Here is a 22,654-nt window from a genome sequence, read left to right as displayed (position 1 = left end):
ACCTCCCAACATGGCACTTTGGTAAACCGGGAGCATCATCATGCTGGCCGTCTCATTTTTGTTTCCTCTTACCGGGCTCTTACTGGTCGGTGTCCTTGCCGTCGATTTTCTGGTCATTCGCAATCTCAAACCCATGAAGCGTGCCGTAAGCTGACACGCCGCCATTCCCGATGTCCCGATGTTGATCGGGTAAAGCTTAAATAAAAGGAAGATTGCGTCATGCAACCGAAACATATGCGCATTGCCATCATGATTTTTTGCCTCACAGTGAGTCTCCTTGGAGGCCTAATCACCTTAATCGTGGTGAACACGCCCAAAATGGAAACCATGCAACTCGGTACCGCTTTCAAGCTGACCGACGACCGCGGCCAACCGATAACGGAGGCCGCGCTGAAAGGGCAACCGACACTGCTTTTCTTCGGGTTCACCCATTGCCCTGAGGTCTGCCCCACGACGCTTTACGAGATGGCAGGCTGGTTCAAGTCGCTTGGATCGGAAGCGGACGGTCTAAAAGCTTTCTTCTTTTCGGTAGACCCTGAGCGAGATACGCCCGAGTTGATGCACAACTACACGTCCGCATTCACCGACAGAATTACTGGCGTGACGGGCGATCCCTCTGAAATGCAAGACGTCATCAAGAGTTGGAACATATATGCGAAAAAAGTGCCGACGGACGATGGCGATTACACGATGGATCATACCGCTTCCGTCTTGCTGCTGACCGAAAAAGGCGACCTGAAGGGGACAATCTCCTACGGCTCGACACAGGAGACGGCAGTAGCAAAAATCCGCAATCTTTTGGGCAAGAACTAGGAGAAAAAGATGAAAACGACTTTTCTTCTTCTGTCAGCGTTTTCAGCCATCCCCGGTATCGCAGTAAGCGCGGACGCGGAACGAGGCGCTGAATTATTCAAAAAACAGTGCTCAGCATGTCATGTGGCTAGCGAACCCAAAAATAAAGTCGGACCACACCTGCAGGGGATTGTCGGGCGCAAAGTCGCAAGTGTCGAGGGCTTCAGATATTCCAAGGCAATGCAGGAATTTGCCGCTGATGGAAAAGTCTGGGAGGCAGAGAAGCTTCAGCAATTTCTGCGAAAACCGCGCGATCTTGTGAAAGGCACGTCGATGGGATTTGCCGGCGTGAAGGACGACAGCAGCGTCGGCGACATCGTCGAATATCTCAAGACGCTCCAGCCACATCAGTGATCTATGCGAAAGTAAAACAACCGAGCTTCAAATTTAGGAAGATGAAATGAAAAAATTGGTGCTATCAACATTCATCGGTTTTCTTGCCTTTGGTTCCCAAGCTTTTGCCGACATTACCGTTACAGATGTCAAAGGCCGGACGGTTACAGTTCCCAAAATTCCAGAACGCATAGTATTGGGCTTCTATTATGAGGACTATCTTGCAATCGCTGGTCCAGGCTCTTTGGACAAGGTGGTCGCGCTATCGCTTTCGACCTGGAAGGACTGGCGCCCGAACCAGTTCGCAGCCTACGAGAAAGCGTTGCCGAAGCTTGCCTCCATCCCTGACGTCGGAAATACAGAAGACAGCACATTCTCTATCGAAAAAGTCATCGCCGCAAAACCGGATCTTCTGATCCTGGCTGCGTGGAGTTATGATGCGTTGGGAGAAGGTATCAAGCAGATCGAAGCTGCTGGCATTCCAATCGTCACCCTGGATTACAATGCCCAGACCGTCGAAAAACATGTCGCTTCCACATTGGCGCTCGGAAAACTTCTTGGCACGGAAGATCGCGCGGAAAAACTCGCGGATAACTACAAGCATGCGTTCGAAGATATTGATGCCCGTATCAAAAAGGCCGGCCCCACAACGAAGAAGGTCTATGTCGAACTCGCTCAGAAGGGGCCGTCCGAAGTCGGAAACTCCTACGGATCAAGTATGTGGGGTGCGCTCATTGATCAACTTGGCGGTCAAAACATCGCCAAGGGACAGATCGGCAACTGGGGGCCACTCAGCCCGGAATACGTTCTCGCAAAGAAGCCGGATCTTGTCTTTCTAGCGGGTTCAGAGTGGCTGAGCAAGCCGCAGGCGGTAACCGTTGGCTTTGGCGCTGATCCCGCTGTAGCAAGGGCCCGCATGGCGGCCTACGTGGCCCGACCAGGTTGGAGCGACCTACCAGCGGTCAAGAATGCCGACATATACGCAATTTACCACGGTGGAGCTCGCACGCTCTCCGACTATGTCTATGCGCAATATATCGCCAAGCAACTTTATCCGGACGCTTTCAAGGACGTCGATCCGGCACGCAACATCCGTGATTATTATGAAAAATGGCTCCCCGTAAAGGCAGATGGCGTCTTCGTACTGCCGTACGAGGCCCAGGCCCAATGACGAGAGCCAGCACATCTGCGGATGTGGGACACAATGATTACCGTCGCGAATCCAGACGACGCACAGCAACCATCGTCCTTGCCTGCGTTTTTCTGGCGATGTTGATGGTCCTGGATCTCACAACCGGTCCGTCAGGCATGCCCCTTAGCGACGTCTGGAACGGCCTTCTGGCAGGTCCTTATGGTGGGGACCGTGCCGTGGCAACCATCCTGTGGCAATTGCGCATGCCACAAACCTTGATGGGGACGTTGGTGGGTGCCTGCCTGGGGCTTGCAGGTCTCCAGATGCAGACCATCCTGGACAATCCGCTGGCCAGTCCCTTTACGCTGGGTTTTTCCGCAGCAGCCGGCTTTGGAGCAGCGCTTGCCATCATGTACGGGGAGCTTGTACCCCTGCCAGCCTATATCGTTACGCCCGTCTGCGCCTTCGTAATGACGCTTGCAGCTTGCGGTCTCGTCTATGTGATTGCGCGTTTAAGAAGCGCCACACCAGAGATCCTGGTGCTGGGTGGCATCGCCGTATTGTTCTTCTTCCAGTCCGTACAATCACTTTTGCAGTTTCTGGCGTCGCCTGAAGTACTTCAGCAGATCGTGTTCTGGCTGTTCGGCAGCCTGCTAAAATCAACCTGGACCAGTGTGACGGTAACAGGACTTCTCGTGCTTTTGTGCATTCCGTTCGTTCTTCGCGACGCATGGTCTTTGACGACGCTGAGGCTTGGAGACGCCAATGCGTTGAGCCTCGGCCTTTCCGTCGAAGCCGTACGGCGGCGCAGCTTCCTGATTGTCGCAGTTTTGACAGCAGCGGCCGTGTCTTTTGTCGGAACCGTCGGCTTTGTCGGCCTGATCGCACCACATGCGGCACGGTCTTTGGTTGGAGAGGACCACCGTTTCGCCTTGCCACTTTCGTCGGTGACCGGTGGCATCATCCTGCTCAGCGCGTCCGTCTTCGGCAAATTCATCTCGCCCGGTGCCGTCATTCCGGTCGGGATCATCACCGCGGTGGCAGGCGTTCCTATTCTCTTTGCGATCATCGCCCGACGCGGTGGGAAGGGTTAGCTTCTACGATGACACTTAAACTCGAACATGTTGTCGTCGCTCGCGGGAAAGCAGCGATCCTGCACGATATAAATGCCGAATTGTCACCGGGGCAGATCATTGGTGTTGTCGGGCCGAATGGTACAGGGAAATCGACCCTTATCGATGCCATAGCAACTCTTATGCCTTTTTCGGGGAGTATCACTTGGCAAGCAAAGCCTGTCGATCTGCGTCAGATTGGCTACATGCCGCAACACACCCACGTACGTGCTGACCTAAGTGTGATCGAAACCGTCCTGTTAGGACGGCACGAACAACTCGGCTGGCGCGTATCGATGACCCATCTCGAGGAGGCGCTGGCCGTGCTTGGTGACTTCGGGATCGTGGAGCTACATAACCGCAACATGCGAACGTTGTCCGGTGGTCAACAGCAGCTGGTGCTTTTGGCTCAGCGTCTGTTAAGGGCACCCCAACTGCTGCTTCTCGACGAGGCAACAAGTGCGCTGGATATCCGACACCAACTAAAAGTTTTTGAGCGACTTCGCAGCTATGTCGAGCGAAGTGGTGCCCTCGTAGTTGTCGCTATTCACGATCTCAATCTTGCCGCCCGTCACACTGACAAGATCGTTTTACTTGATCGCGGCAAGGTCGCCGGTTGCGGTACTTTTTCCCACGTCATCCATGCACGCTCACTCAGGGAAGTCTACGGGATCGAAGCCGAACTGCTCGCGTCCAGCACCGGACACTCAGTTATCCTGCCTGTTACGGCCTGCCGGTAATGAAGCTGCTGCAAAGAATAGCCAGTTTCAACTTGCCAACCCATAAACGGAGAAGACCATGAAGAAACGTCTTAAAGCACTCACTCTCGGCTTCCTACTCCTTGCATCGCCACTGCTTGCACACGAGTTCAAGCTTGGACATCTGGAAATCGTTCACCCCAACTCCCGCGCAATGGTTGCGGGCGCTCCCGTTGGCGGAGGCTATCTCAAGATTATCAATCGCGGCAAAACTGACGACCGGCTGGTTTCAGCCAGATCGAGCCGCGCAGGGGTCATGCAACTCCACGAAATGACGATAGAAAACGATGTAATGAAGATGCGCGAAGTTTCCACCGGTATCGCCATTCCCGCAGGCGCGACGGTGGAGCTCAAACCGGGTGGTCTGCACGTTATGTTCATGAAGGTCCGTCAACCCTTCAAGGAAGGTGAGATGGTGGAAGCGACGCTTATCTTCGAAAAGGCCGGTTCCGTCGATGTGGAATTCAAGATTGGTCCTGCATCTGGTGGCGCTTCCGAAATGAAGCATGGGAACCATGGCCATGCTGCTACGCCTTGATTCACCTCTGCGGTGAGTTGGTGCAGATGATCATCCTTTCCGGCATTAGCGAACCAGGCTTCGGCTCGGATTGCTGACGTTCGAGGCTCGACACGATGCGGTAGGCAACCCAGCTCTCGGGCCGGCTTTGACGAAGTCGTCCATGGATCAACGAGCACGGTAGATCACAGCGGAGCGGGACAGAAGGAACACGCGAGCTTTTCAAGATCGTTTCCGTGTTCCGCCCCCGCCCGCGGTCACATACTCGATTCTTCACAGGCTTTCGGTTTCACGTTTCCTGCAAAATGCCGACCTGCGTCGGCTCTACTATGAGGACAAGATGACGAAGCAGATTCCCATTCAACTTTTTGCATATACGGGCATGAGCTTACTTGACTTTTCCGGACCGCTCGATGTGTTTCAGACTGCCAATCACTTGAGCAGCGATGAGACAGAACCGTATGATATCAGTGTGGTCTCAATGGATGGAGAAGTCGAATTATCTCTTGGGATGTCTCTGCGTACGCTCCCGGTAGAACGCACGTTATCTGTCCCAAATACCCTTATCATACCAGGTGGCCCGGCTATCCCCCACGACGTCGACGCTTTCGAATTTCGATCGGCCTTCTCATCCCATGCTCGCAAGGCAAGCAGAGTGGCAACGGTTTGTAGCGGGGCTTTTGTGCTGGCTGCCACTGGGCAACTTGATGGACGACGAGCCACAACACTGGTCACACTATGACGAATTAGAGCGCCAGTTCCCCAGAGTAATCGTTGAGCGGGGACCGATTTACATAAACGACGGTCCGGTTTGGACCTCTGCTGGTGTAACTGCAGGAATTGACCTAGCTCTTGCGCTCGTTGGGCAAGACCTCGGTAAAGCGACAGCTTTAAAAGTTGCGCGCCAGCTCGTCATGTTTCTCAGGCGTCCAGGTGATCAGGCACAATTTAGTGAGCCTTTGAAACTTCAGTCAAAAAGCGGCCGCTTCTCCGATCTGCATGCTTGGATAAGTGATAACCTGGCTCACGATCTGTCGGTGCCAGTCCTTGCGAGAAAGGGTAAGCCTCCGGTGAAGGCCACAGGTCAGGCAGCTTGAGCGTTGACGGTCGGCGGCGTCCAATTCCACGGAAGCAACTGCTCCAGCCTGATAATCGGCGTGTCGGCGATGCGGGCAAGAACGTCGGCCAGCCACGCCTGCGGATCGATGTCGTTGAGCTTTGCCGTCATGATCAACGTGGCCATGAAGGCTGCACGATCCGCGCCGCGGTCTGATCCGGCGAAGAGCCAGATGATATGACCGTCCTTGGCGGGGGCAGCGATCCCTCGCAAGATGTTTTAGCGCCAGAGGGGCGCTAAAACGGAAGGGAACGATCATGGAAAAGATGACAGCATATGTCGGCCTTGACGTCCATAAGGATACCATCGCCGTTGCGGTAGCCGAGGCCGAACGAAATGGCGAAGTCCGATCGTGGGGCACGATTGCGAATACACCAACTTCAGTCGACAAGTTGCTCAACAAGCTTCGTGGCAAATATGCCGAGCTGGAGTTCGCTCATGAAGCCGGCCCGACCGGTTATGGGCTCTACAGAACGCTGCATGCCAAGGGTGCGAAATGTATCGTTGTCGCTCCATCGATGACTCCCAAGAAGCCCAGCGACCGGATAAAGAATGACACCCGCGATGCATCTATGTTGGCGCGATTGCTTCGTGCAGGTGAGCTGACTGCGGTGTGGGTACCGGACGAGGTGCATGAAGCGATGCGAGATCTTGCGAGGGCACGACAGACTGCCTCCTACGATGTTCGAAAAGCGCGACAGCGAATCCAGAGCTTTCTGCTACGTCAGGGAAGACAGTTCGGCGCGAAAAGCTGGACCTATCGGCACAGGGTCTGGCTATCCGACCAAAGCTTTGATCACATCGCTCAACAGATTGCCTTCCAGAGTTATCTCAATGCACATGAGCAAGCTGAAAGCCGCCGGAAAGAACTCGACGAACAGATCGTCGAACTGATACCGCATTGGTCATTGGCCCCTATTGTCGAGGCGCTTCAGGCGCTGAAGGGTATTGGGGTCGTAGTGGCAGTGGCGTTAGTCGCGGAGATAGGCGACTTCATGCGCTTCGCTAATCCTCGTCAGCTGATGGCATATCTCGGCCTGGTGCCAGGAGAACGGTCAAGTGGTAAATCGCTTCGGCCGCGCGGAATTACCAAGAGCGGAAACATAACGTTACGCTCACTTCTGTTCGAAGCAGCTTGGTGTTACCGCAACAGGCCGAAAGTCGGGCAGTGGTGCTGGACGCGAATGCCCGAGACCCAACAGGTCATCAAAGATATAGCCTGGAAGGCTCAGGTCCGATTACATGGCAGGTATCGCAAACTAATCTCCAACGGGAAGCGAAGCCAAGTTGCGGTGACGGCAGTCGCGCGTGAACTACTCGGGTTCATTTGGGCAGTATGCCAACATGTTCAGCCTAGCGAGCTGAAACCAGACCTGGAAAAATGAAGCGACGAACATAGAGATATAAATCTGCCCGGCATGGTCAGGGCATCGGGTGCGGTATGGAGAATCCTCAGGCAAGTTGGAGGGGCGATCATCGATCCCCGCAGCCAGAACGAGGCAGCCCACGACGCATGGTCACAACTGGGATAACCAAACCCCAGAATGAGAGTTTGAGCGACCGTCGATAATTCTTACCCGGTGCTCTGTCCCTGCTGGGCTCCATACATTTTGGCTACGCGCAAGCGGGCGGCGATTTCGCATACCCTTTATTGTTGACGGACGGTCATGAGAGGACTTCCTACCGAGTGCGAAGCCTCGCAGGGCTCGCTCCGCGGCGTTGTTCGTGAGGCAAATCCGGCCATCCTCCAGGAATGACGTGAAGCCATCCCAACGCTTGAGCATGTAATCGATCGCCTCGGCGACCGGAGAACTGCGCGACAGTTTTGCACGCTCGGTTTGAAGCCAGGCCTGCAGATTGTCGACGAGCGGCAGGCTTTCCTTGCGGCGACGTTCCAGGCGTTGATCGGCCGTAAGCCCGTTGATCTCCCGCTCGATATCGAACAGGCCGTCGATCCGTTTGACGGCTTCGAGCGCCATAGGCGAGATCGGCGCGGCGTTCTTTCCACGCTTGGCGTTCGCATTAATGTCTGCGAGCACGAAGAACTTGCGACGCGCGTGTGCCCAACAAAACGCCTGTCTTAGCGGATTTGGATCGCGATCACCCTTGAACAGCGGATTGTAGCCGCCATAGGCGTCCGCCTGCAGAATACCGGTGAAGGTCTTCAGGTGGCGTTCCGGATGCTCCTGCCGTCGATCGCGCGAGGCATAGTAAAGGGCTGCCGGCGGTGAGAGGCCTCCGAACGGCCGATCATCCCGGACATAGGTCCAAATGCGGCCCGTATCTGTCTTTCCCTTGGCCAGGATTGGCACGGTCGTGTCGTCGCCGTGCAGACGTTCGGCGGCAAGGACATGCGCTTCGATCAGAGAATGAAGTGGCTTCAACGCCGCGGCGCAAGCTCCGACCTGATCTGCAAGCGTCGATAAACTAAGGTCGACGCCCTCGCGAGCATAGCGTTCGCTTTGACGATTGAGCGGCTGGTGCTGGGCAAACTTCTCGAACAGGATCATCGCCAGCAGGTTTGGCCCGGCAAAGCCGCGTGGCGTTACATGGAAGGGTGCTGGTGGCTGCGTGATCTTCTCGCACTCGCGACAGGTAAACTTCTCCCGCACCGTCTGGATGACCTTCCACTGGCGCGGGATGACCTCCAGGGTCTCGGTGATGTCCTCGCCAAGCTTCGACAATTTGGCCGATCCGCAGCAGGCGCAATTGGCGGGAGCGGCGATGACGATGCGCTCGCGTGGCAGATGTTCGGGAAAGGGCTTGCGTGACGGACGCCTGCGCTCGAAGGCTTTGACGGTTGAAGCTTTGGCTGCGATCTCCGCCACCAGTTCATCTTCACCGGCGTCCGTTTCCAACTCCTCGAGCTGCAGTTCCAACTGCTCCAGGAGCCGCGCCTTGCGCTCGGACCGGCTGCCGTAGAGTTCACGGCGAACCTTGTCGATCTCCAGCTTCAGCCGTGCGATCAGCGCCTCGGAATGCGATACGAGTGCCTTTGCACTGGCGGCTTCTGCCTTGGCGGTTGCCGCTTCTGCTTCGGCTGCAACACGTCGAGCGCGTTCCTGGGCCAGCAATGCGAGGGCACTGGCAAGGTCGTCCGGAAGCTCTTCGGTCGCGTCGCTCATGACAGGATGGAATCATATTTGACCCCATCATTCCAGTGTTTTTGCTCATCCGACCGACGTCGGCCGCCAGGTCTTTTGCGGCATACGCCAGTCGATGCCCTCCAGCAGATAACCGAGCTGCGCAGGTGTGATCACCACCGTGCCATCGGCCGCCGATGGCCAGATGAAGCGTCCTCGCTCAAGCTTCTTCGTGAACAGGCAAGCTCCCTGGCCGTCATGCCAGATCACCTTGATCAGGCCACCGCCGCGGCCGCGGAATACGAACAAGTGCCCACACATCGGGTCACGCTTCAGCGCCTCCTGCACCATCAACGACAGACCGGGGAAGCCCTTGCGCATGTCCGTATAGCCCGTGGCCAGCCAGACCTTCACACCACTCGGAACCGGGATCATCGCAGACCCAATACGCAATCGAGAATCCGGCCAAGCGCGTCCGTGTCGATGTCGCTTTCCACGCGGACGCGTCGGCCCCGACCTAGTTCGATTGTTACATCACTGCGCTTCCGACGAGGATGGAATTTGGTGGGTGGTTCCGGCTGAGCGGGGGAGACTGTCGAAGCGGCCTCGGACACGATCACCGGCACCAAAGCCGCAGTGTCAGATCTTGGCTCCTCGATCCGACAAAGCTCTTTGCGCCAACGGAACAACTGGCTGACATGGATCCCGGCCGCGCGGGCAATCTCCGAGATGACCGCGTCTGGCTCAAAGCACGCAGCGACGAGCCGCTCTTTATCTTCGCGTGACCAGCGCCGACGGCGCTCTACGGAGGTGATCACCTCAATTGCATGCTTCGTCATATGACTACTCCTAGTGTTACCACTAGGACTGGCAGTCAGAAGGCCGTCATCGCAAGACGGCCTTCACCGTGGGCTTACGAGAAAGGTTGGGATGAGTGAAAGGACGTTCATGAGGCAGTACCGTGCGCAATTGGATCATACACCCAGCAAAGCTGTTGAAAAGCTTCGACTTGAGGCGTCGCGCGAACTTATAATAGACACCCGTCGCTCCATCAAGGAAGTAGCTCGGCAATGCGGTTATACCACCGAAGAAACCTTTATTCGGCGGTTCTCCAACACCTTCGGAACGAGCCCCGGTCAATATCGGATGCATTTCGGGATGCGCCAGGACAAATAACACCGCAAACGTAACAAACTGAAATTGGAGCTGTTGCTCGTGCAATCCCCGTATGATCATAATTTTTGAATACCATGAGACGAGTCTTTGCTCTGGCAAGGAATTACCAAATCCTTGTGAGGGTTACCACGCAAAGATGATGCCCTTGTTCAACGGTTTTCCACATTGCGACACAGAGCTGGCTCGGGAAATCTGCACAGCGAGGATAAGTGGAATTTCTGCCTGACTTCGGCTTAGATGCCGGGAACAGGAGATACCATGACGAGACGACCGCGCCGGAACCACAGCCCGGCTTTCAAGGCAAAAGTGGCGCTCGCCGCCATCCGGGGCGAGCAGACGCTGGTGGAATTGTCCCAGCAGTTCGACGTGCATGCCAACCAGATCAAACAGTGGAAAGGTCAGCTCCTTGAGGGGGCGACAGGCGTTTTCGGCGATGAAGCGAAGACGGAACCGGCGGGTCCAACCGTCGATGTCAAAACGCTGCACGCCAAGATCGGCGAACTGACACTGGAGAACGATTTTTTATCCGGTGCGCTCGGCAAGGCGGGATTGCTGGGCGGAAAGAAATGATCGACCGCCAGCATAAACTATCCGTCGTACGCCAGGCCAAGCTTCTCGGCTTCAGCCGTGGCAGTGTCTATTATCTGCCTCGTCCAGTGCCTGACGGCGATCTTGCCCTGATGCGCCGGATCGACCAATTGCATCTCGACTACCCGTTTGCCGGAAGTCGAATGTTGCAAGGGCTCTTGAGGGGAGAAGGGCTGGAAGCTGGGCGGTTGCACATCGCCACACTGATGAAGAAGATGGGCATCGAAGCTATCTACCGCCGCCCGAACACATCCAAACCGGCGCAAGGTCACAAAATCTATCCCTATCTTCTGCGCAAGCTGGCGGTCACCCGGCCCAACCAAGTCTGGGCGATGGACCTGACATGTATTCCGATGGCTCGCGGCTTTGTCTATCTCTGCGCCGTCGTGGACTGGTTCAGCCGGAGGGTTCTGTCGTGGCGGTTGTCGATCACGATGGAGGCAGCCTTCTGCATCGAAGCAGTCGAGGAAGCGCTGGCCCGTTATGGCAAACCGGACATATTCAATACCGACCAGGGCTCGCAATTTACCTCGGTGGACTTCACGGCGGTGCTGAAGAAAGCAGAGATTGCCATCTCGATGGATGGCAAGGGTGCGTGGCGAGACAACGTGTTCGTCGAACGGCTCTGGCGTTCAATCAAATACGAGGAAGTCTACCCCCATGCCCACAAGACCGTATCTGAGGCCCGCGTCGGCATCGGTCGATATCTAGCCTTTTACAATAGCCGACGCCCACATTCTTCCCTTGACCGGCAGACACCGGATCAGGCCTACTTCAACGCGCTGGCACCAATGATGGTGGCGGCATAACCGAGGCGGAAATCCACTTAACGAAACGCCCGAAACTGTTCAGATAAACCGAGCCACCTCTCCGCCAGCAATCTGGGCCGCAACTACAGCTATGCAGATGAAGAATGGCTCCTTCGCCAATCGATCCGCAACCACATGCCGGGTTTCACTCTTCAGCTTCGTGGCTAAGCTCTCCACGCTGCTGCTTTGTGGGTGAAATTTTGGCGCGATCGAAAATCTTGTCCGGAAGCGCATCACCCCAGTCCTTCATGGCATAGAGGATATCGTGCAACGACGTCCCGAGTTCGGTCAGCTCGTAGACCACGCGCGGCGGAGTTTCGGCGTACGCCATCCGCGTCACCAGACCATGTTCTTCAAATCGCCGGAGGCGATGGGTCAGCGTGTGCGCGCTGATCCCGGGGAGCATGCCGCGCAATTCGGTAAAGCGGCGAGGACCACTCAATAGCTCACGGATTATTAAGGTAGCCCAGGGACCATCTAGAAGAAGCAGAAATCGCTCAACGCCACAGCACGGCATTTTTTTTGCACCCATCGACTTTTCTTTCATTAGTGCATTTGACGTAACTGATGCACATAATGCACCAATAAACTCCAGTCAGCAACGATAACGGAGTAAGCGATGTCTTTCATCATTCACGGCGCGACAGGAGCCCAAGGCGGTCCCCTTTTTGACCTCCTCCTCTCTAAAGGCGAACCCGTATTTGCCGCGGTTCGCGATCCAGCTAATTCACAGGGGACGCCGTGTGTCACTGTCGACTACAGTTCCGTGGAGTCACTTGTGTCTGCATATATGGATGCGAATGGAATCTTCTTCCATCTGCCCCAGGCTCCTGAACCTTTGCGCATCGAATATGCGCGAAACTTCCTGGAAGCGATTAAGATAGCAAAGCCCAAACGTGTGGTGATTTCGACCAGCGGGGCCGTGATTGATCGGCCCGGATCAACTGTTCAGGTTCCTGAAGACAGTGCCATGGGAATGCTCATTCGCGGCATCGGCAGCACCAACATATCTCATGCTATCGTGGCGCCCCGCCTTTACCTAGAAAATCTGCTTTTGCCCATGGTGGTCGACGGGGTGAAACAAGACGGCGTTCTACTATATCCGATCCGCGCGGATCTCCCTGTTTCCTGGAGCTCCCATCTCGATATCGCCGAGGTCGCCGAAAGGTTGTTAATGGACCATACGGTAACGGGTATCGTCGGGGTGGGACACATGCCCGGAATGAAAGGTCCTGCACTGGCCGATGGCTTCTCGGAGCGGTTCAACAAGCAAGTCCAGTTCGAAGCACAATCGCCGGAAGAATTCCGAAAATTGCTGGAGCCGATGTTAGGTCCTGCGGCTGCCAATGTTGCGGCTTTCTATCAAGCGCTCTCAACGCTGGATGAAAATGTGATTGCTGAAGACACGAGCGCGCAACAACTCCTCGGCCTCACACCTCGAAGTGTTGGAGAATGGCTGGACGACGTTTCCGCTTGACTGCTTTCGGCGTCACAACTCAAAGGGTCGTCTCGGCAAAGGCCGGGACGACGTAAATCGCGCCTGCGTCGGTCGAAGACCTTTCGGCGAGTTGCGGAGACCGACGCTGGTTCTTCCGGCGTGGCGTTATGGTTCTCATTTCCCTTTGCTAGCAAAATCTTAGCTTAGCTCAGTACCGTATGGGTCGCTAGACAACCATTCTCGAGTGTGGCGAACTGCGAGAAACCGAAATTCTGGCATGGTCCTCCCCTCTGAACGAGAGAAAGTTCTTGCACTCTGATGTGGTGACCAATGTTAAAGATTGGAGCCGAAATATCTGATTGGACTATTGTGCACGCTGATTATATCGTATTGGCGCAAGACCCGCGATATTGCCCGCATCACGCAAACAAATTTAAGGGTTGAGGCTGGCGAAAAGGCCACTGGTAAGCCACCAGCAAAGCCGAAATTGCGGCTATTGGCAAAGCCGGCTCGACCAAGTAGCCAAGGCATTTGTTCGCGGTCGGCGTCGCAAGGTATGAATCAATTCGCGCTCTACACAAGGCGCGTTCTTAAGTCGTAGCGGAGGTTTCCGCCCGTTCAGGAGAGCAATCGTGACGAGTAGAGAAGGCCAACCATCCCTGTCTGCGATGCATGGCGAAATCGGCATCCTCGCCCGTCGCAGGATCGAGGCCGGGATCATCGCACCGATCTATGAAGAGATGCGCAATCAGATCGGTGAGAAGAAGGCGCAATCCATTCTCGACACCGCCATCCGAAAGGCGGCAATAAAAGCGGGCGCGGATTTTGCCGAAAAGACGCCCGGAGGCACGACGTTGCGCACCTTCCAGGAGTTGCAGGACCTCTGGACGCAAGACGATGCGCTCGTGATCGAGGTGACAAAAGCGACCGAACAGGAATTTCATTACAATGTAAAACGCTGTCGCTATGCAGAGACCTACCAGGAGATGGGCATTGGCCATATCGGCCACCTCCTTTCGTGCAACCGCGACGGTGTTTTCTGTGTCGGCTACGATCCGCGTATCACGCTGGAGCGCACGCAGACAGTCATGGAAGGTGCCTCACATTGCGATTTTAGGTATCGTTTCCACGACACCGCGCAGGAGACCGTCGAATGACGAATGCCGGGAGACCATCCGACATGCCGTCTCACCTTTCGCTCGATGTTGACAGACTATGGTCCGATCTTCTCTCGACCGCCCGCATCGGTGCGCATGGCAAGACCGGCATGAACCGACTAGCGCTGAGCGCGTCTGACGGAGAAGTTCGTGACTGGTTCAAAGCTGAATGCCAGTCGCTTGGTTGCACTGTTGAGGTCGACAGCATCGGCAACATGTTCGCGATCTTGCCTGGCTCAGAAACGGGCCTGGCCACCATTGCCGTTGGCAGTCATCTCGACACCCAGCCCGCGGGCGGGCGCTTTGACGGCATTCTCGGTGTGCTGGCCGGAGTGGAGGTTCTGCGGGCGCTTTATGTCTCGGGTCGAAAGTTGAGGCATCCTTTCACCGTCGTCAACTGGACCAACGAGGAGGGGTCCAGGTTCTCACCAGCAATGATGGGGTCAGGCGTCTTCTGTGGAGTACACGATATCGGGACCATTCATGCCCTAGTCGATAAAGAGGGCGTGACAGTGGGCGAGGCGCTGGACAAGACCGGTTATCGCGGCGAGCATGTTCCGGGCCACCTTCCAATGGCGGCTTATTTGGAATTGCATATCGAGCAAGGGCCGGTACTGGAGGCCGATGGAAGCGCGGTTGGTATTGTCAGCGGCGTGCAAGGGCTTCGTTGGTTGGATGTCCGCGTTCGTGGCACGGAGGCACATGCCGGCGCATTCCCGATGACGTTGCGCGAGGATGCACTGGTTTCAGCAGCGAAGGTCGTGCTTGCCACGGAGGCTGTCGCGCTCAGAAATCCTCCTGGCGTCGCCACGGTGGGCTACATCGCTGCGGTGCCGAACTCACGCAACGTGGTGCCTGGGGAAGTTTGTCTCGAAATAGACCTGCGGCATCCCGAGGAAACCGGCCTTGCCGCAATGGGGGACGAGTTGTTAGCCGATATCGCGCGACTTGTGCCGCAAGCGGAAGTCTCGGTAGTTTGGCGTAAGTCTCCTGTCCGGTTTGACGCGCGGTTAAGCGAGATAATCCGGGAGGAGGCGGAGAGCCTCGGACTTTCGGCGCTGCATATGGTTTCGGGTGCCGGTCACGATGCGGCTCATCTGGCAGGCAAGGTGCCCACGGCAATGATTTTCATTCCTTCGCGAGATGGCTTGTCACATAACGAACGCGAATACTCCTCGCCACTGCAATGCAGAGACGGCGCGAACCTCTTGTTACGGAGCGTCCTTCGGATCGACGAAATCCCAGATAGCTGATCAAGATCAGACCTGCATGATGCGTTGCATAACCAATTCCGATAGCAATTGGCCTCTGCATAGATGGAGCCGTCGCGATCGGGATATGTCCGCAGACGATTGCCTTATAAAATCTGTTCTCCCTGGAAGAACCTGTTAAATTCCGTAATCGGGGCTTTTAGCTTCGATTCTCCAGTCGAGAATACGCGCTATTGTCTGCACGACCGGCCGGTGGCCACCGTAACCACTCACACGCATCCAGTCCGCCGACAAAGTTCATTCTAGTCGTCAACGATGAAGCAGCTTCGTCTTGTTATATCACGACGACCTTGCTTCCCGCCGGAACGCGGTGATAGAGATCGATTACGTCCTGATTTATCATCCGGATGCATCCTGACGAAACCGCTTGACCTATGCTGTCCGGCTGGTTGGTGCCATGAATGCGGTACAACGTGTCTTTCCCATCCTTAACAAGATAGAGTGCGCGCGCACCAAGTGGATTGGCGGGACCACCTTCCATACCACCGCTCCACTGCGCATATCTGTCAGGTTGACGCTCAATCATATTGGGTGTTGGCGTCCAGCGAGGCCATTCACGCTTAAAACCGATCGTGGCACTGCCGTTGAATTCCAGTCCCTCCCGGCCGACGCCGACACCATAACGCATCGCCTTGCCGCCCTCCTGAACGAGGTATACGAAGCGCTGCCCGGTATCGACAACAATCGTTCCCGGCTTTTCGCCAGTCTGATAATCGACCTGTTGGCGAATATTCCTGGGGTTGATCTTCGACGTGTCGATTGCTGCAACAGGGAACAGGCCATCCGTTTGCGCCGCATAACTGGCCCTCACCATCGGCTTTTGATGGTGCGCAGGCCGGACGGTTGGTCTCGGAGCCGTAGTGGCGCAGCCTGCCACGGCAACGCCTAGAAGTACGACAGAAAAAACTGTGCTTTTATTCATGGAGAACTCTCGAACGGTTGCTGCACATCCGGAGCGGTGTGCCAATTGAGCGGGGATTGAGGAAAACGGCGGTATTTCGCGCGCGTCGAAGGTATTTATCGGGGGTTTCCGGTCGCAATTGCAGAAGCTTGCAGTGTGGCGCTGGTGACCTCGCCGATCAGACGTGTTCCAATTTTTTCCCGTCCTTGCGGATCGACGAAGATCATGGTTGGCGGCCCAAAAACCTGCAGGTCCTTCATCACCTGACGTTGCCCGGTGGTATTGTCACTGACATCGAGCTTGATCAGATTAAAGCGGGTAAGATGAGCCTCAACAGCCGGATCAGACAAAACGCTCCGCTCGATTATCGAGCATGTAACGCACCAGTCGGCGGTCACATAAATAAGAACCGGCTTGCCCTGCCCGGCAGCGACCGCTGCATCAAGTTCAGCCAGCGTGTCTGCTGTCCGAAAAGCCAGCGTTCGGGTGTCGTCTTGCTTGACCGCACGCTGCGCCACCAGATTGCCAAGCGGACGGAAGGGATCGGTGCCCCCACTGGCTGCGCCAACGGCAAGGAAAATACCGTAGAGTGCGGCCGAAATACCCGCAGCTTTGGCCACGCGCTGCCTTGCGGTCGCATCGGGGCCAAGCACATCGAAAGCGCCGAGCCACGCCCCCAGACCGATAGCCAATACAGCCCAAAGCGCCAGCGCCGCCTCTGCCACAATCAAACGCGAAACCATCAGGATAGCGGTGGCCAGAAAGACAAAGCCGAATGCCTGCCGAACGGCAGTCATCCATGGACCGGCTTTTGGCAAGGCCCGCGGGCCAAGCGTGCCGAACGCAATCAGTGGGATGCCTTTTCCAAGACCAAGGGCGAAAAGCGACGCCGCCCCAAGCCTGACATCACCTGTCTGGGCGATGTAGAGCAACGCACCCGCCAGCGGTGCAGTAACGCACGGGCCGACAATGAGCGCGGAGGTAAATCCCATCAATCCTGCGGAGGCCACCGAACCACGACGTCTATTGCCGGGTCTGCCGATCAGGTTGACCAGGGCAGACGGCAATTGAAGCTCGAACACGCCGAACATGGAAACCGCCAGCAAGACGAAAAGGAGTGAAACGGTACCGACCACAAACGGCGATTGAAGCGCCATTTGCAGGTTTTGGCCCGACCAGGCTGCGACGACGCCAAGCAGACCGAAAGCCGTTGCCATGGCAGCGACATAAGCAAGCGAAAGAGTGAAGCCCCGCAAGGGCGTAACAGATTCTCCCTGCCGCGCGATTGTCCCCGCAAGGATCGGATACATTGGAAACACGCAAGGTGTGAAGGCCAGCAGGAAACCGAATAGCAAAAAGCTGCCAAGCACTATCGGCACGCCGCCGTCTTTGAGGAGCAAACTGACTATCGTGCCATTATCCGTTGCAACGGCGATCACACTTTCCGAAGCAACGGTGCCCGGAGTGGACCATTCATTGGCAAGGGACGCAGCGGCACGGTCTTGCGGATCAGCGATGGCAAGCGTCTTCATATCGACGTAACGGGTCAGTGGCGGATAGCAGATCCTGTCTTCCTGACAACCCTGATACTGAACCTCGACAGGGTCAGAGGATCCTACAAGGGGCAATACTGCGGCAACCTTCCCGTAAAAAACAGCAGTTACACCGAAGGTCGGGTCGTTTTTGGTCTGGCCATCACCCTCAAGCAAGGGGGCCGGAAGATCCATCCCCGCCTGCGTAAAGCCGAATTTGTCCTGATAGAGATAATGACCCGGTGCTATTATCCATTCGAGCATGATGCGGCCGTCGCCCCGCGCGGTGGCCGAGAGTTCGAACGCCTTGTCGGGCGAAAGCGGGGCGGCAATCGTTGTCGGTGCTTGTGCTAAAGCAGACGGGACGAGAATAATGCTCAATATTGCCAGGGTAATGGCGATGAAGGCAGACCAGACGGCTTTTCCAGGCAAAGACAGGCACTCCAGGCTTCATGCAATCGTTGCGTCAGCTGTTATGCCGCAACTTGAGGCAGGCTTGACCAGCCGCGTTCAATGACCGTAATATTGATTGTTCCGGTAAAGGATACGGCGGTCATAGCGGGTGAAGGCGTAATCGCCCTACCGCGCCGCGGTCTGCTTGGCCCGTGCGTCGGCGATAACTTGCTTGAAACCAGCATAATCCAGCGTTGACGTGCGAAACGAGCCGATCAGAAAAGACGGGGTTCCCGTAAGCCCGATCGCATCCGCCTGGGCCATGTTGCGTTTGATGAGCGCATCGATGTCTGCCCGGTGCGATGTCAAATCCGCATCGAGACGCTTCATGTCGATCCCGGCGGACTGAAGCTTCTTGCGCATCTGGTCTCTGGTCAGGCCGGAGCCGGGAATAGTCATCAGCGCATCATGGGCGACTTCATATTTCTTTTGATATTTCGCGGCAATCGCCAGCTCCGCCCCGTCGATGGAGGTTGGGCGGATCACTGGCCAGTCCTTGTAGACGTGACGAATATTGCCGTCTTCCTTGATGATCTGTTGCAGGACAGGCGCTATCTTTTTGCAGTAGGGGCAATTGTAGTCCGTGAAATTCACGATCGTCAGATCACCTTTTGGATTGCCGCCGACGGGTGCCGCCGGATCGTTGAGTATCATCTCCTTGGAGACAGCCTCCTGACCGAAAGCGACGCGACCTGCAACCAAGTTTGCGAAAACAGCACCGCCTATGGAAAGGATTGCGTTTCGGCGAGACAAGAGCGACATGGAGAGTTCCTTTCATGGGCAAAGCGCCTGGCAACTGAGCGTTAGCTGCATGGCAATTCCTCCCGCCACCTTAAGGCTGGCTTAAGGTCGGCACTGACACATAGCACTTTGTTTGCAGATCGGACGTAACAGAATGAGGATCCTTGTGGTCGAGGACGACGCGGTGTTGATGAACGGCCTGCAAGTCGGGCTTGGCCTTGCGGGCTTTACCGTCGATGCGGTTTCGCGTTGTGGGGATGCAATATTGGCACTGCGTATGTCGACCTTTGATGCAGTCGTTCTGGACTTGATGCTGCCGGACGGATCAGGTCTTGATGTGCTGGCTGATTTGCGTGACCGTCAGGCCAAGGTGCCGGTGCTGTTGCTGACGGCGCGCGATGCTATAGCCGATCGTATTGCAGGCCTTGACGCGGGCGCCGACGATTATCTCGGAAAACCATTCGATCTGGACGAAGTTGCGGCGCGACTGCGAGCCCTGATCAGACGGACTACCGGACATGCAAGCGCCCACCTTCAATGGCGCAAACTTGTTCTCGATCCCTCCAGCATGGCTGTGACGCGCGATGGAGAGCCATTGCGCCTTTCGCGCCGGGAGTTCTCCATCCTGCACGCTCTCATCGAACGGCAGGGTCAGATTCACTCCAGATCGCAGCTTGAGGATCGGCTATATGGCTGGCAGGAGGATGTCGAAAGCAACACCATTGAGGTTCATATCCACAATCTGCGGGCCAAACTTGGCCAGGGCGTTATCGAGACCGTACGCGGGGTCGGCTATCGTCTGCAGGACATTCGCACATGACCTCAATCCGCACCCGTCTGTTTTTCATCCTGCTGATCACCACCGGCATTGTCTGGTTGTCAGCGATTGCCTGGATCTATTACAGCACCCGTTCAGAAGTGGAACGCGTGCTGGATGCGAGGCTGACAGAAGCGGCGCGCATGGTCAGTTCGCTCATCACAAGCCAAGAGATAAACCCCGCAAAAAAGACCGATATTCCATCGAAAATTGCGATCATGCACACACCCTATGAGCGGCAGCTTTCCTGCCAGATCTGGGCGCTGGATGGCACGCTGATCGGGCGCTCCGACGCAGCCCCCGGGCAACCACTAACAGAAAACAGGTCGGGCTTCTCGGAAACACTGGTCGACGGAGAAACCTGGCGGGTTTACGCGGTTGTGAACGAGGCATTGGGAATGCGTGTTCTGGTCGGTGACAACATGCGCGTCCGCAACCGCCTTGTAACAGATGTTATTCAAGGCTTGGCCCTGCCTGCACTATTGATCCTTCCTGTGCTGGCCGGCTTGATATGGCTGAGCGTCCGCAAGGGGCTGGCCCCGCTAAGTTCCATGGCCGAAAAGCTGGGGACCCGCCCCGCATCCGATCTCAGCGCCTTGCCGGATGATAATAGCCCCTCAGAGATCAAGCCGGTGATCCGTTCCCTCAACGGCCTGTTCGCGCGTGTCACGGCGGCGCGGGAGCACGAGCGCGATTTCACAGCGTTTGCGGCACATGAACTGCGCACCCCTATCGCTGGTTTAAGGACCCAGGCGCAGATAGCGCTTGGCAGCGATAACGAAGACATCCGCAAGAATGCTCTACGGCAGATTGTCGTTGGCGTGGACCGGACAGCGCGCCTCGTGCGGCAACTCACAGACCTTACCAATGCTGAAAGCGGACAGGCCGGCAGTCAGGATGACAAGGTCAACCTTGGTGAAATCCTGAAGGCGCTTGCAGCCGACATAAAGCAGCACTACCCGACTGCGGCTGTGATCGATATCTCGCCGCAGCTTTTTGCGGTCACCATCGTCATGGATGTGTCGCTTTTTATGCTTTGCGCGCGGAATCTGCTTGAGAATGCCGTGTTGCATTCGCTCGCTGACCAATCCGTTCAGTGTGGGGTGTGGACCGCTCAAGGTGTCGTCGGTGTCTTCATCGACGATTCAGGACCCGGGATCCCCGAGGAAGAATTCTCCAAAGTCTGTGATCGTTTCTTTCGGGGACGCAATAAGACGACGATGGGAAGTGGGCTGGGTCTCGCGATCGCCTATCTCGCTGCGGAACGCCTAGACGTAGAGATCACTCTTCAAAATAGAACTGAAGGCGGTCTTCGGGCTGGATTACGATTTAGGTCCGTGACTAGGGTGCCGTAACCGTGGAACCTGCTTCGTCACATGCAAATTTTGATCAGCGACTAATGGAGAAGTTGCGCCGTATTTACAAAAACTCCTCCAGGTTACGTACAACATGCGGGGCAGAGCCGACATCATTGACGAGGGGTTTGTTGATGTCGTGCATCATTGTTGATTTCTGCACATGAAAAGGCTCCCGAAACATCTAATTCATTTTGCTAAAGCTCTTTTTTCCTCGTCATTGCTTAGCGGTTCGCCCGCATTGACTGAAGCTAGATAAGCGTCCATCGTTTCCTGTGACGAGGCCGCCACATAGCCTGCGGAGCGTGGTGACGTGAGAGCAACACGTGTTACCCAGGCACCATTCATCCGACAGGCGACCGTCCCTGTTACTTCCGTCTTGCGCCTCAGTTCGTACTCACGGCATAGTTCGCCTTGGCCGTCGAAGAAGCTAGACACGATGTGCAGCGTTTCAGTTTCGCCAAGCACTACATCACTGCCTGAAGGCTGTCGGCTCAGTGCAGCAATTAAGGAGTCTTTAGAAGACGGAACGACATAAAGGCCACTTTGACCGGCAACAAAACCGCCAACACCTGTGATCACGGCAAGAATTGAGGCCGCTAGCGGAATCAGCCAAGTCCGACCTGAGCGTTGGCGTTTCTTGATGAAATTGCCTGAAACGACTTTGCTTTGTTCCACTTCAGATGCGTTCTTGCGGGCGGCTTCGACCATGCGGTGGACAGATGCGGCCAATGCATCGGGGACGTGTTCGTTAATCAACGGCTTCATCGCATCCGCGACTGCCAGCCGTGTATCCAGAAAAACGGCAAGTCGTTCCGCGAGGGCCTCGTCGGTCTCGAGCGCTGCTTCCACCCGGCGGCTCGTTGCGTCATCGAGTTCACCATCGGCGAAAGCCATCAGTGTTTCGTCGTCAAAATGTTTCATATTCATGCCACGCCGCCTTTCCTATCGGACGAACGTTTTTCGCCAAGGTTTATTCCCGTTAGTTCCGCAAGATTTTTGCGTGCGCGGGCCAGCCGGCTCATGACCGTGCCGATAGGAATGGAAAGAACATCAGCTGTGTCGCGGTAGCTCAACTCCTCGACGCAGACCAACACCAGCACTTCGCGTTGCTCAACTGGCAGTTTCTGGAGGGCTGTGGCAACCTCCATCAGTTCCATGCGTGCATGGGTGGCTGCCTCGCCGGAAGGGACCGACACATCGTGGGCTTTTTCGATGTCCTCCTGGGGGCCAGCGGTGCGGAGCCTGCGAAGATGGTCGATCCACAGGTTGCGGAGAATGCGGAACATCCAGGCATCGAAGCGGGTATCGGCGGCAAAACTGTCGGCAGCCATGATCGCCCGCTCGCAGGCGGACTGCACGAGATCATCAGCCAATTCGCGCGAATGGCAGAGCGAAATCGCAAACCGTCGCATGTTGGGCAGAAAATCCACCAACCGCTGAGCTACCGTAGGAGTGTCATTCATCATGCCGTTGTTTGGCACGGTTTGGAATATTTTGTCGAGACAAACG

The 22,654-nt window shown here is 56.0% G+C and carries 24 protein-coding genes and 2 pseudogenes; 16 read left to right on the top strand and 10 right to left on the bottom strand.

Annotated features, from left to right (window positions below):
• Window positions 1-219: 219 nt before the first annotated feature.
• From ACZ5A6_RS24445 to ACZ5A6_RS24410, 8 genes are all read left to right on the top strand, one after another.
• A complete protein-coding gene (locus tag ACZ5A6_RS24445) occupies window positions 220-813 on the top strand; it encodes an SCO family protein (protein WP_112403205.1) in 594 nt (197 codons plus the stop codon).
• Between the two features lie 9 nt (window positions 814-822).
• Window positions 823-1,206 carry a c-type cytochrome gene (locus ACZ5A6_RS24440; RefSeq protein ID WP_112403203.1) on the top strand — a complete coding sequence of 128 codons (384 nt, stop codon included), beginning with the start codon at window positions 823-825 and terminating at the stop codon, window positions 1,204-1,206.
• Window positions 1,207-1,252: 46 nt separating this feature from the next.
• Window positions 1,253-2,356 carry an ABC transporter substrate-binding protein gene (locus ACZ5A6_RS24435; RefSeq protein WP_112403201.1) on the top strand — a complete coding sequence of 368 codons (1,104 nt, stop codon included), beginning with the start codon at window positions 1,253-1,255 and terminating at the stop codon, window positions 2,354-2,356.
• Window positions 2,353-3,411 (top strand): FecCD family ABC transporter permease, encoded by a 1,059-nt coding sequence (locus tag ACZ5A6_RS24430; RefSeq protein WP_464111564.1) that lies wholly within the window; start codon window positions 2,353-2,355, stop codon window positions 3,409-3,411. Before ACZ5A6_RS24435 ends, ACZ5A6_RS24430 begins: the two co-directional genes overlap by 4 nt.
• 8 nt (window positions 3,412-3,419) lie before the next feature.
• Window positions 3,420-4,169 (top strand): ABC transporter ATP-binding protein, encoded by a 750-nt coding sequence (locus ACZ5A6_RS24425; protein ID WP_112403199.1) that lies wholly within the window; start codon window positions 3,420-3,422, stop codon window positions 4,167-4,169.
• Window positions 4,170-4,227: 58 nt separating this feature from the next.
• Window positions 4,228-4,725, top strand: coding sequence for a copper chaperone PCu(A)C (locus tag ACZ5A6_RS24420; RefSeq protein WP_112403197.1), 498 nt, complete (start codon window positions 4,228-4,230; stop codon window positions 4,723-4,725).
• Window positions 4,726-5,044: 319 nt separating this feature from the next.
• A complete protein-coding gene (locus tag ACZ5A6_RS24415) occupies window positions 5,045-5,446 on the top strand; it encodes a DJ-1/PfpI family protein (RefSeq protein ID WP_112403195.1) in 402 nt (133 codons plus the stop codon).
• On the top strand, window positions 5,412-5,801 hold the full coding sequence (locus ACZ5A6_RS24410) for a helix-turn-helix domain-containing protein (RefSeq protein ID WP_162714280.1): 390 nt from the start codon (window positions 5,412-5,414) through the stop codon (window positions 5,799-5,801). The genes ACZ5A6_RS24415 and ACZ5A6_RS24410 overlap by 35 nt, the downstream gene beginning before the upstream one ends.
• Here the strand turns inward: ACZ5A6_RS24410 and ACZ5A6_RS24405 are convergent.
• Window positions 5,789-6,034, bottom strand: a pseudogene (locus tag ACZ5A6_RS24405) (transposase domain-containing protein); the annotation flags it as partial. The gene ACZ5A6_RS24410 and the pseudogene ACZ5A6_RS24405 overlap by 13 nt on opposite strands.
• Window positions 6,035-6,078: 44 nt before the next feature.
• Between ACZ5A6_RS24405 and ACZ5A6_RS24400 the strand changes: the two are divergent.
• Window positions 6,079-7,206 (top strand): IS110 family RNA-guided transposase, encoded by a 1,128-nt coding sequence (locus ACZ5A6_RS24400; RefSeq protein WP_065659364.1) that lies wholly within the window; start codon window positions 6,079-6,081, stop codon window positions 7,204-7,206.
• Between the two features lie 288 nt (window positions 7,207-7,494).
• Here the strand turns inward: ACZ5A6_RS24400 and ACZ5A6_RS24395 are convergent.
• From ACZ5A6_RS24395 to tnpA, 3 genes and pseudogenes are all read right to left on the bottom strand, one after another.
• A pseudogene (locus ACZ5A6_RS24395) lies at window positions 7,495-8,946 on the bottom strand (IS66-like element IS66 family transposase); the annotation flags it as partial.
• Window positions 8,947-8,991: 45 nt separating this feature from the next.
• Window positions 8,992-9,339, bottom strand: a complete 348-nt coding sequence (tnpB, locus tag ACZ5A6_RS24390; protein ID WP_080855903.1) for an IS66 family insertion sequence element accessory protein TnpB — start codon at window positions 9,337-9,339, stop codon at window positions 8,992-8,994.
• A complete protein-coding gene (gene tnpA, locus ACZ5A6_RS24385) occupies window positions 9,336-9,743 on the bottom strand; it encodes an IS66-like element accessory protein TnpA (protein ID WP_080855904.1) in 408 nt (135 codons plus the stop codon). Before tnpA ends, tnpB begins: the two co-directional genes overlap by 4 nt.
• A gap of 91 nt (window positions 9,744-9,834) precedes the next feature.
• On the opposite strand from tnpA, the gene ACZ5A6_RS24380 reads away from it, so the two are divergent.
• Window positions 9,835-10,080, top strand: a complete 246-nt coding sequence (locus tag ACZ5A6_RS24380) for a helix-turn-helix domain-containing protein (RefSeq protein WP_112402804.1) — start codon at window positions 9,835-9,837, stop codon at window positions 10,078-10,080.
• Between the two features lie 258 nt (window positions 10,081-10,338).
• A protein-coding gene (locus ACZ5A6_RS24375; RefSeq protein WP_464111598.1) for an IS3 family transposase occupies window positions 10,339-11,477 on the top strand; the annotation gives its coding sequence in 2 pieces (ribosomal slippage) (window positions 10,339-10,597 and window positions 10,597-11,477; 1,140 coding nt in all).
• A 145-nt stretch (window positions 11,478-11,622) separates the two neighbouring features.
• Here the strand turns inward: ACZ5A6_RS24375 and ACZ5A6_RS24370 are convergent.
• Window positions 11,623-12,009: a winged helix-turn-helix transcriptional regulator gene (locus ACZ5A6_RS24370; RefSeq protein WP_112402813.1), complete on the bottom strand. Its 387-nt coding sequence runs from the start codon at window positions 12,007-12,009 to the stop codon at window positions 11,623-11,625.
• 87 nt (window positions 12,010-12,096) lie between these two features.
• On the opposite strand from ACZ5A6_RS24370, the gene ACZ5A6_RS24365 reads away from it, so the two are divergent.
• From ACZ5A6_RS24365 to ACZ5A6_RS24355, 3 genes are all read left to right on the top strand, one after another.
• Window positions 12,097-12,954 carry an NmrA family NAD(P)-binding protein gene (locus tag ACZ5A6_RS24365; RefSeq protein ID WP_112402802.1) on the top strand — a complete coding sequence of 286 codons (858 nt, stop codon included), beginning with the start codon at window positions 12,097-12,099 and terminating at the stop codon, window positions 12,952-12,954.
• A 629-nt stretch (window positions 12,955-13,583) separates the two neighbouring features.
• Entirely contained in the window at window positions 13,584-14,072 is a 489-nt protein-coding gene (locus ACZ5A6_RS24360) for an L-2-amino-thiazoline-4-carboxylic acid hydrolase (protein ID WP_112402801.1), read from the top strand.
• Window positions 14,069-15,325 (top strand): M20 family metallo-hydrolase, encoded by a 1,257-nt coding sequence (locus ACZ5A6_RS24355; RefSeq protein ID WP_112402800.1) that lies wholly within the window; start codon window positions 14,069-14,071, stop codon window positions 15,323-15,325. The genes ACZ5A6_RS24360 and ACZ5A6_RS24355 overlap by 4 nt, the downstream gene beginning before the upstream one ends.
• 292 nt (window positions 15,326-15,617) lie before the next feature.
• Here ACZ5A6_RS24355 and ACZ5A6_RS24350 read toward each other — a convergent pair whose 3' ends face one another.
• The 3 genes from ACZ5A6_RS24350 to ACZ5A6_RS24340 all read right to left on the bottom strand — a co-directional run bounded on the left by ACZ5A6_RS24350 (window position 15,618) and on the right by ACZ5A6_RS24340 (window position 18,991).
• Window positions 15,618-16,265: a L,D-transpeptidase gene (locus ACZ5A6_RS24350; RefSeq protein ID WP_112402799.1), complete on the bottom strand. Its 648-nt coding sequence runs from the start codon at window positions 16,263-16,265 to the stop codon at window positions 15,618-15,620.
• A 95-nt stretch (window positions 16,266-16,360) separates the two neighbouring features.
• Window positions 16,361-18,208, bottom strand: a complete 1,848-nt coding sequence (gene dsbD / locus ACZ5A6_RS24345) for a protein-disulfide reductase DsbD (RefSeq protein ID WP_112402798.1) — start codon at window positions 18,206-18,208, stop codon at window positions 16,361-16,363.
• A 147-nt stretch (window positions 18,209-18,355) separates the two neighbouring features.
• Window positions 18,356-18,991, bottom strand: coding sequence for a DsbA family protein (locus ACZ5A6_RS24340; protein ID WP_112402797.1), 636 nt, complete (start codon window positions 18,989-18,991; stop codon window positions 18,356-18,358).
• Between the two features lie 133 nt (window positions 18,992-19,124).
• Between ACZ5A6_RS24340 and ACZ5A6_RS24335 the strand changes: the two genes are divergently transcribed.
• Both ACZ5A6_RS24335 and ACZ5A6_RS24330 read left to right on the top strand, forming a co-directional pair.
• Window positions 19,125-19,790, top strand: a complete 666-nt coding sequence (locus ACZ5A6_RS24335) for a response regulator (RefSeq protein WP_112402796.1) — start codon at window positions 19,125-19,127, stop codon at window positions 19,788-19,790.
• A complete protein-coding gene (locus ACZ5A6_RS24330; RefSeq protein WP_112402795.1) occupies window positions 19,787-21,142 on the top strand; it encodes an ATP-binding protein in 1,356 nt (451 codons plus the stop codon). Before ACZ5A6_RS24335 ends, ACZ5A6_RS24330 begins: the two co-directional genes overlap by 4 nt.
• 189 nt (window positions 21,143-21,331) lie before the next feature.
• Here the strand turns inward: ACZ5A6_RS24330 and ACZ5A6_RS24325 are convergent, their stop codons facing one another.
• Both ACZ5A6_RS24325 and ACZ5A6_RS24320 read right to left on the bottom strand, forming a co-directional pair.
• Complete coding sequence (locus ACZ5A6_RS24325; RefSeq protein ID WP_464111563.1) at window positions 21,332-22,072, bottom strand: anti-sigma factor family protein; 741 nt, start codon at window positions 22,070-22,072, stop codon at window positions 21,332-21,334.
• Window positions 22,069-22,611, bottom strand: coding sequence for an RNA polymerase sigma factor (locus ACZ5A6_RS24320; RefSeq protein ID WP_112402812.1), 543 nt, complete (start codon window positions 22,609-22,611; stop codon window positions 22,069-22,071). Before ACZ5A6_RS24320 ends, ACZ5A6_RS24325 begins: the two co-directional genes overlap by 4 nt.
• Window positions 22,612-22,654 lie beyond the last annotated feature (43 nt).

It is taken from the genome of Agrobacterium sp. 6Ca8 (assembly GCF_055382765.1).
This window is presented reverse-complemented; position numbering and strand designations above follow the sequence as displayed.

Coding starts and splice junctions, on each gene's coding strand:
- ACZ5A6_RS24445 (WP_112403205.1), top strand. CDS start 220: ATGCAACCGAAACATATGCGCATTGCCATCATGATTTTTTGCCTCACA.
- ACZ5A6_RS24440 (WP_112403203.1), top strand. CDS start 823: ATGAAAACGACTTTTCTTCTTCTGTCAGCGTTTTCAGCCATCCCCGGT.
- ACZ5A6_RS24435 (WP_112403201.1), top strand. CDS start 1,253: ATGAAAAAATTGGTGCTATCAACATTCATCGGTTTTCTTGCCTTTGGT.
- ACZ5A6_RS24430 (WP_464111564.1), top strand. CDS start 2,353: ATGACGAGAGCCAGCACATCTGCGGATGTGGGACACAATGATTACCGT.
- ACZ5A6_RS24425 (WP_112403199.1), top strand. CDS start 3,420: ATGACACTTAAACTCGAACATGTTGTCGTCGCTCGCGGGAAAGCAGCG.
- ACZ5A6_RS24420 (WP_112403197.1), top strand. CDS start 4,228: ATGAAGAAACGTCTTAAAGCACTCACTCTCGGCTTCCTACTCCTTGCA.
- ACZ5A6_RS24415 (WP_112403195.1), top strand. CDS start 5,045: ATGACGAAGCAGATTCCCATTCAACTTTTTGCATATACGGGCATGAGC.
- ACZ5A6_RS24410 (WP_162714280.1), top strand. CDS start 5,412: ATGGACGACGAGCCACAACACTGGTCACACTATGACGAATTAGAGCGC.
- ACZ5A6_RS24400 (WP_065659364.1), top strand. CDS start 6,079: ATGGAAAAGATGACAGCATATGTCGGCCTTGACGTCCATAAGGATACC.
- tnpB (WP_080855903.1), bottom strand. CDS start 9,339: ATGATCCCGGTTCCGAGTGGTGTGAAGGTCTGGCTGGCCACGGGCTAT.
- tnpA (WP_080855904.1), bottom strand. CDS start 9,743: ATGACGAAGCATGCAATTGAGGTGATCACCTCCGTAGAGCGCCGTCGG.
- ACZ5A6_RS24380 (WP_112402804.1), top strand. CDS start 9,835: ATGAGTGAAAGGACGTTCATGAGGCAGTACCGTGCGCAATTGGATCAT.
- ACZ5A6_RS24370 (WP_112402813.1), bottom strand. CDS start 12,009: ATGGGTGCAAAAAAAATGCCGTGCTGTGGCGTTGAGCGATTTCTGCTT.
- ACZ5A6_RS24365 (WP_112402802.1), top strand. CDS start 12,097: ATGTCTTTCATCATTCACGGCGCGACAGGAGCCCAAGGCGGTCCCCTT.
- ACZ5A6_RS24360 (WP_112402801.1), top strand. CDS start 13,584: ATGCATGGCGAAATCGGCATCCTCGCCCGTCGCAGGATCGAGGCCGGG.
- ACZ5A6_RS24355 (WP_112402800.1), top strand. CDS start 14,069: ATGACGAATGCCGGGAGACCATCCGACATGCCGTCTCACCTTTCGCTC.
- ACZ5A6_RS24350 (WP_112402799.1), bottom strand. CDS start 16,265: ATGAATAAAAGCACAGTTTTTTCTGTCGTACTTCTAGGCGTTGCCGTG.
- ACZ5A6_RS24340 (WP_112402797.1), bottom strand. CDS start 18,991: ATGTCGCTCTTGTCTCGCCGAAACGCAATCCTTTCCATAGGCGGTGCT.
- ACZ5A6_RS24335 (WP_112402796.1), top strand. CDS start 19,125: ATGAGGATCCTTGTGGTCGAGGACGACGCGGTGTTGATGAACGGCCTG.
- ACZ5A6_RS24330 (WP_112402795.1), top strand. CDS start 19,787: ATGACCTCAATCCGCACCCGTCTGTTTTTCATCCTGCTGATCACCACC.
- ACZ5A6_RS24325 (WP_464111563.1), bottom strand. CDS start 22,072: ATGAATATGAAACATTTTGACGACGAAACACTGATGGCTTTCGCCGAT.
- ACZ5A6_RS24320 (WP_112402812.1), bottom strand. CDS start 22,611: ATGATGAATGACACTCCTACGGTAGCTCAGCGGTTGGTGGATTTTCTG.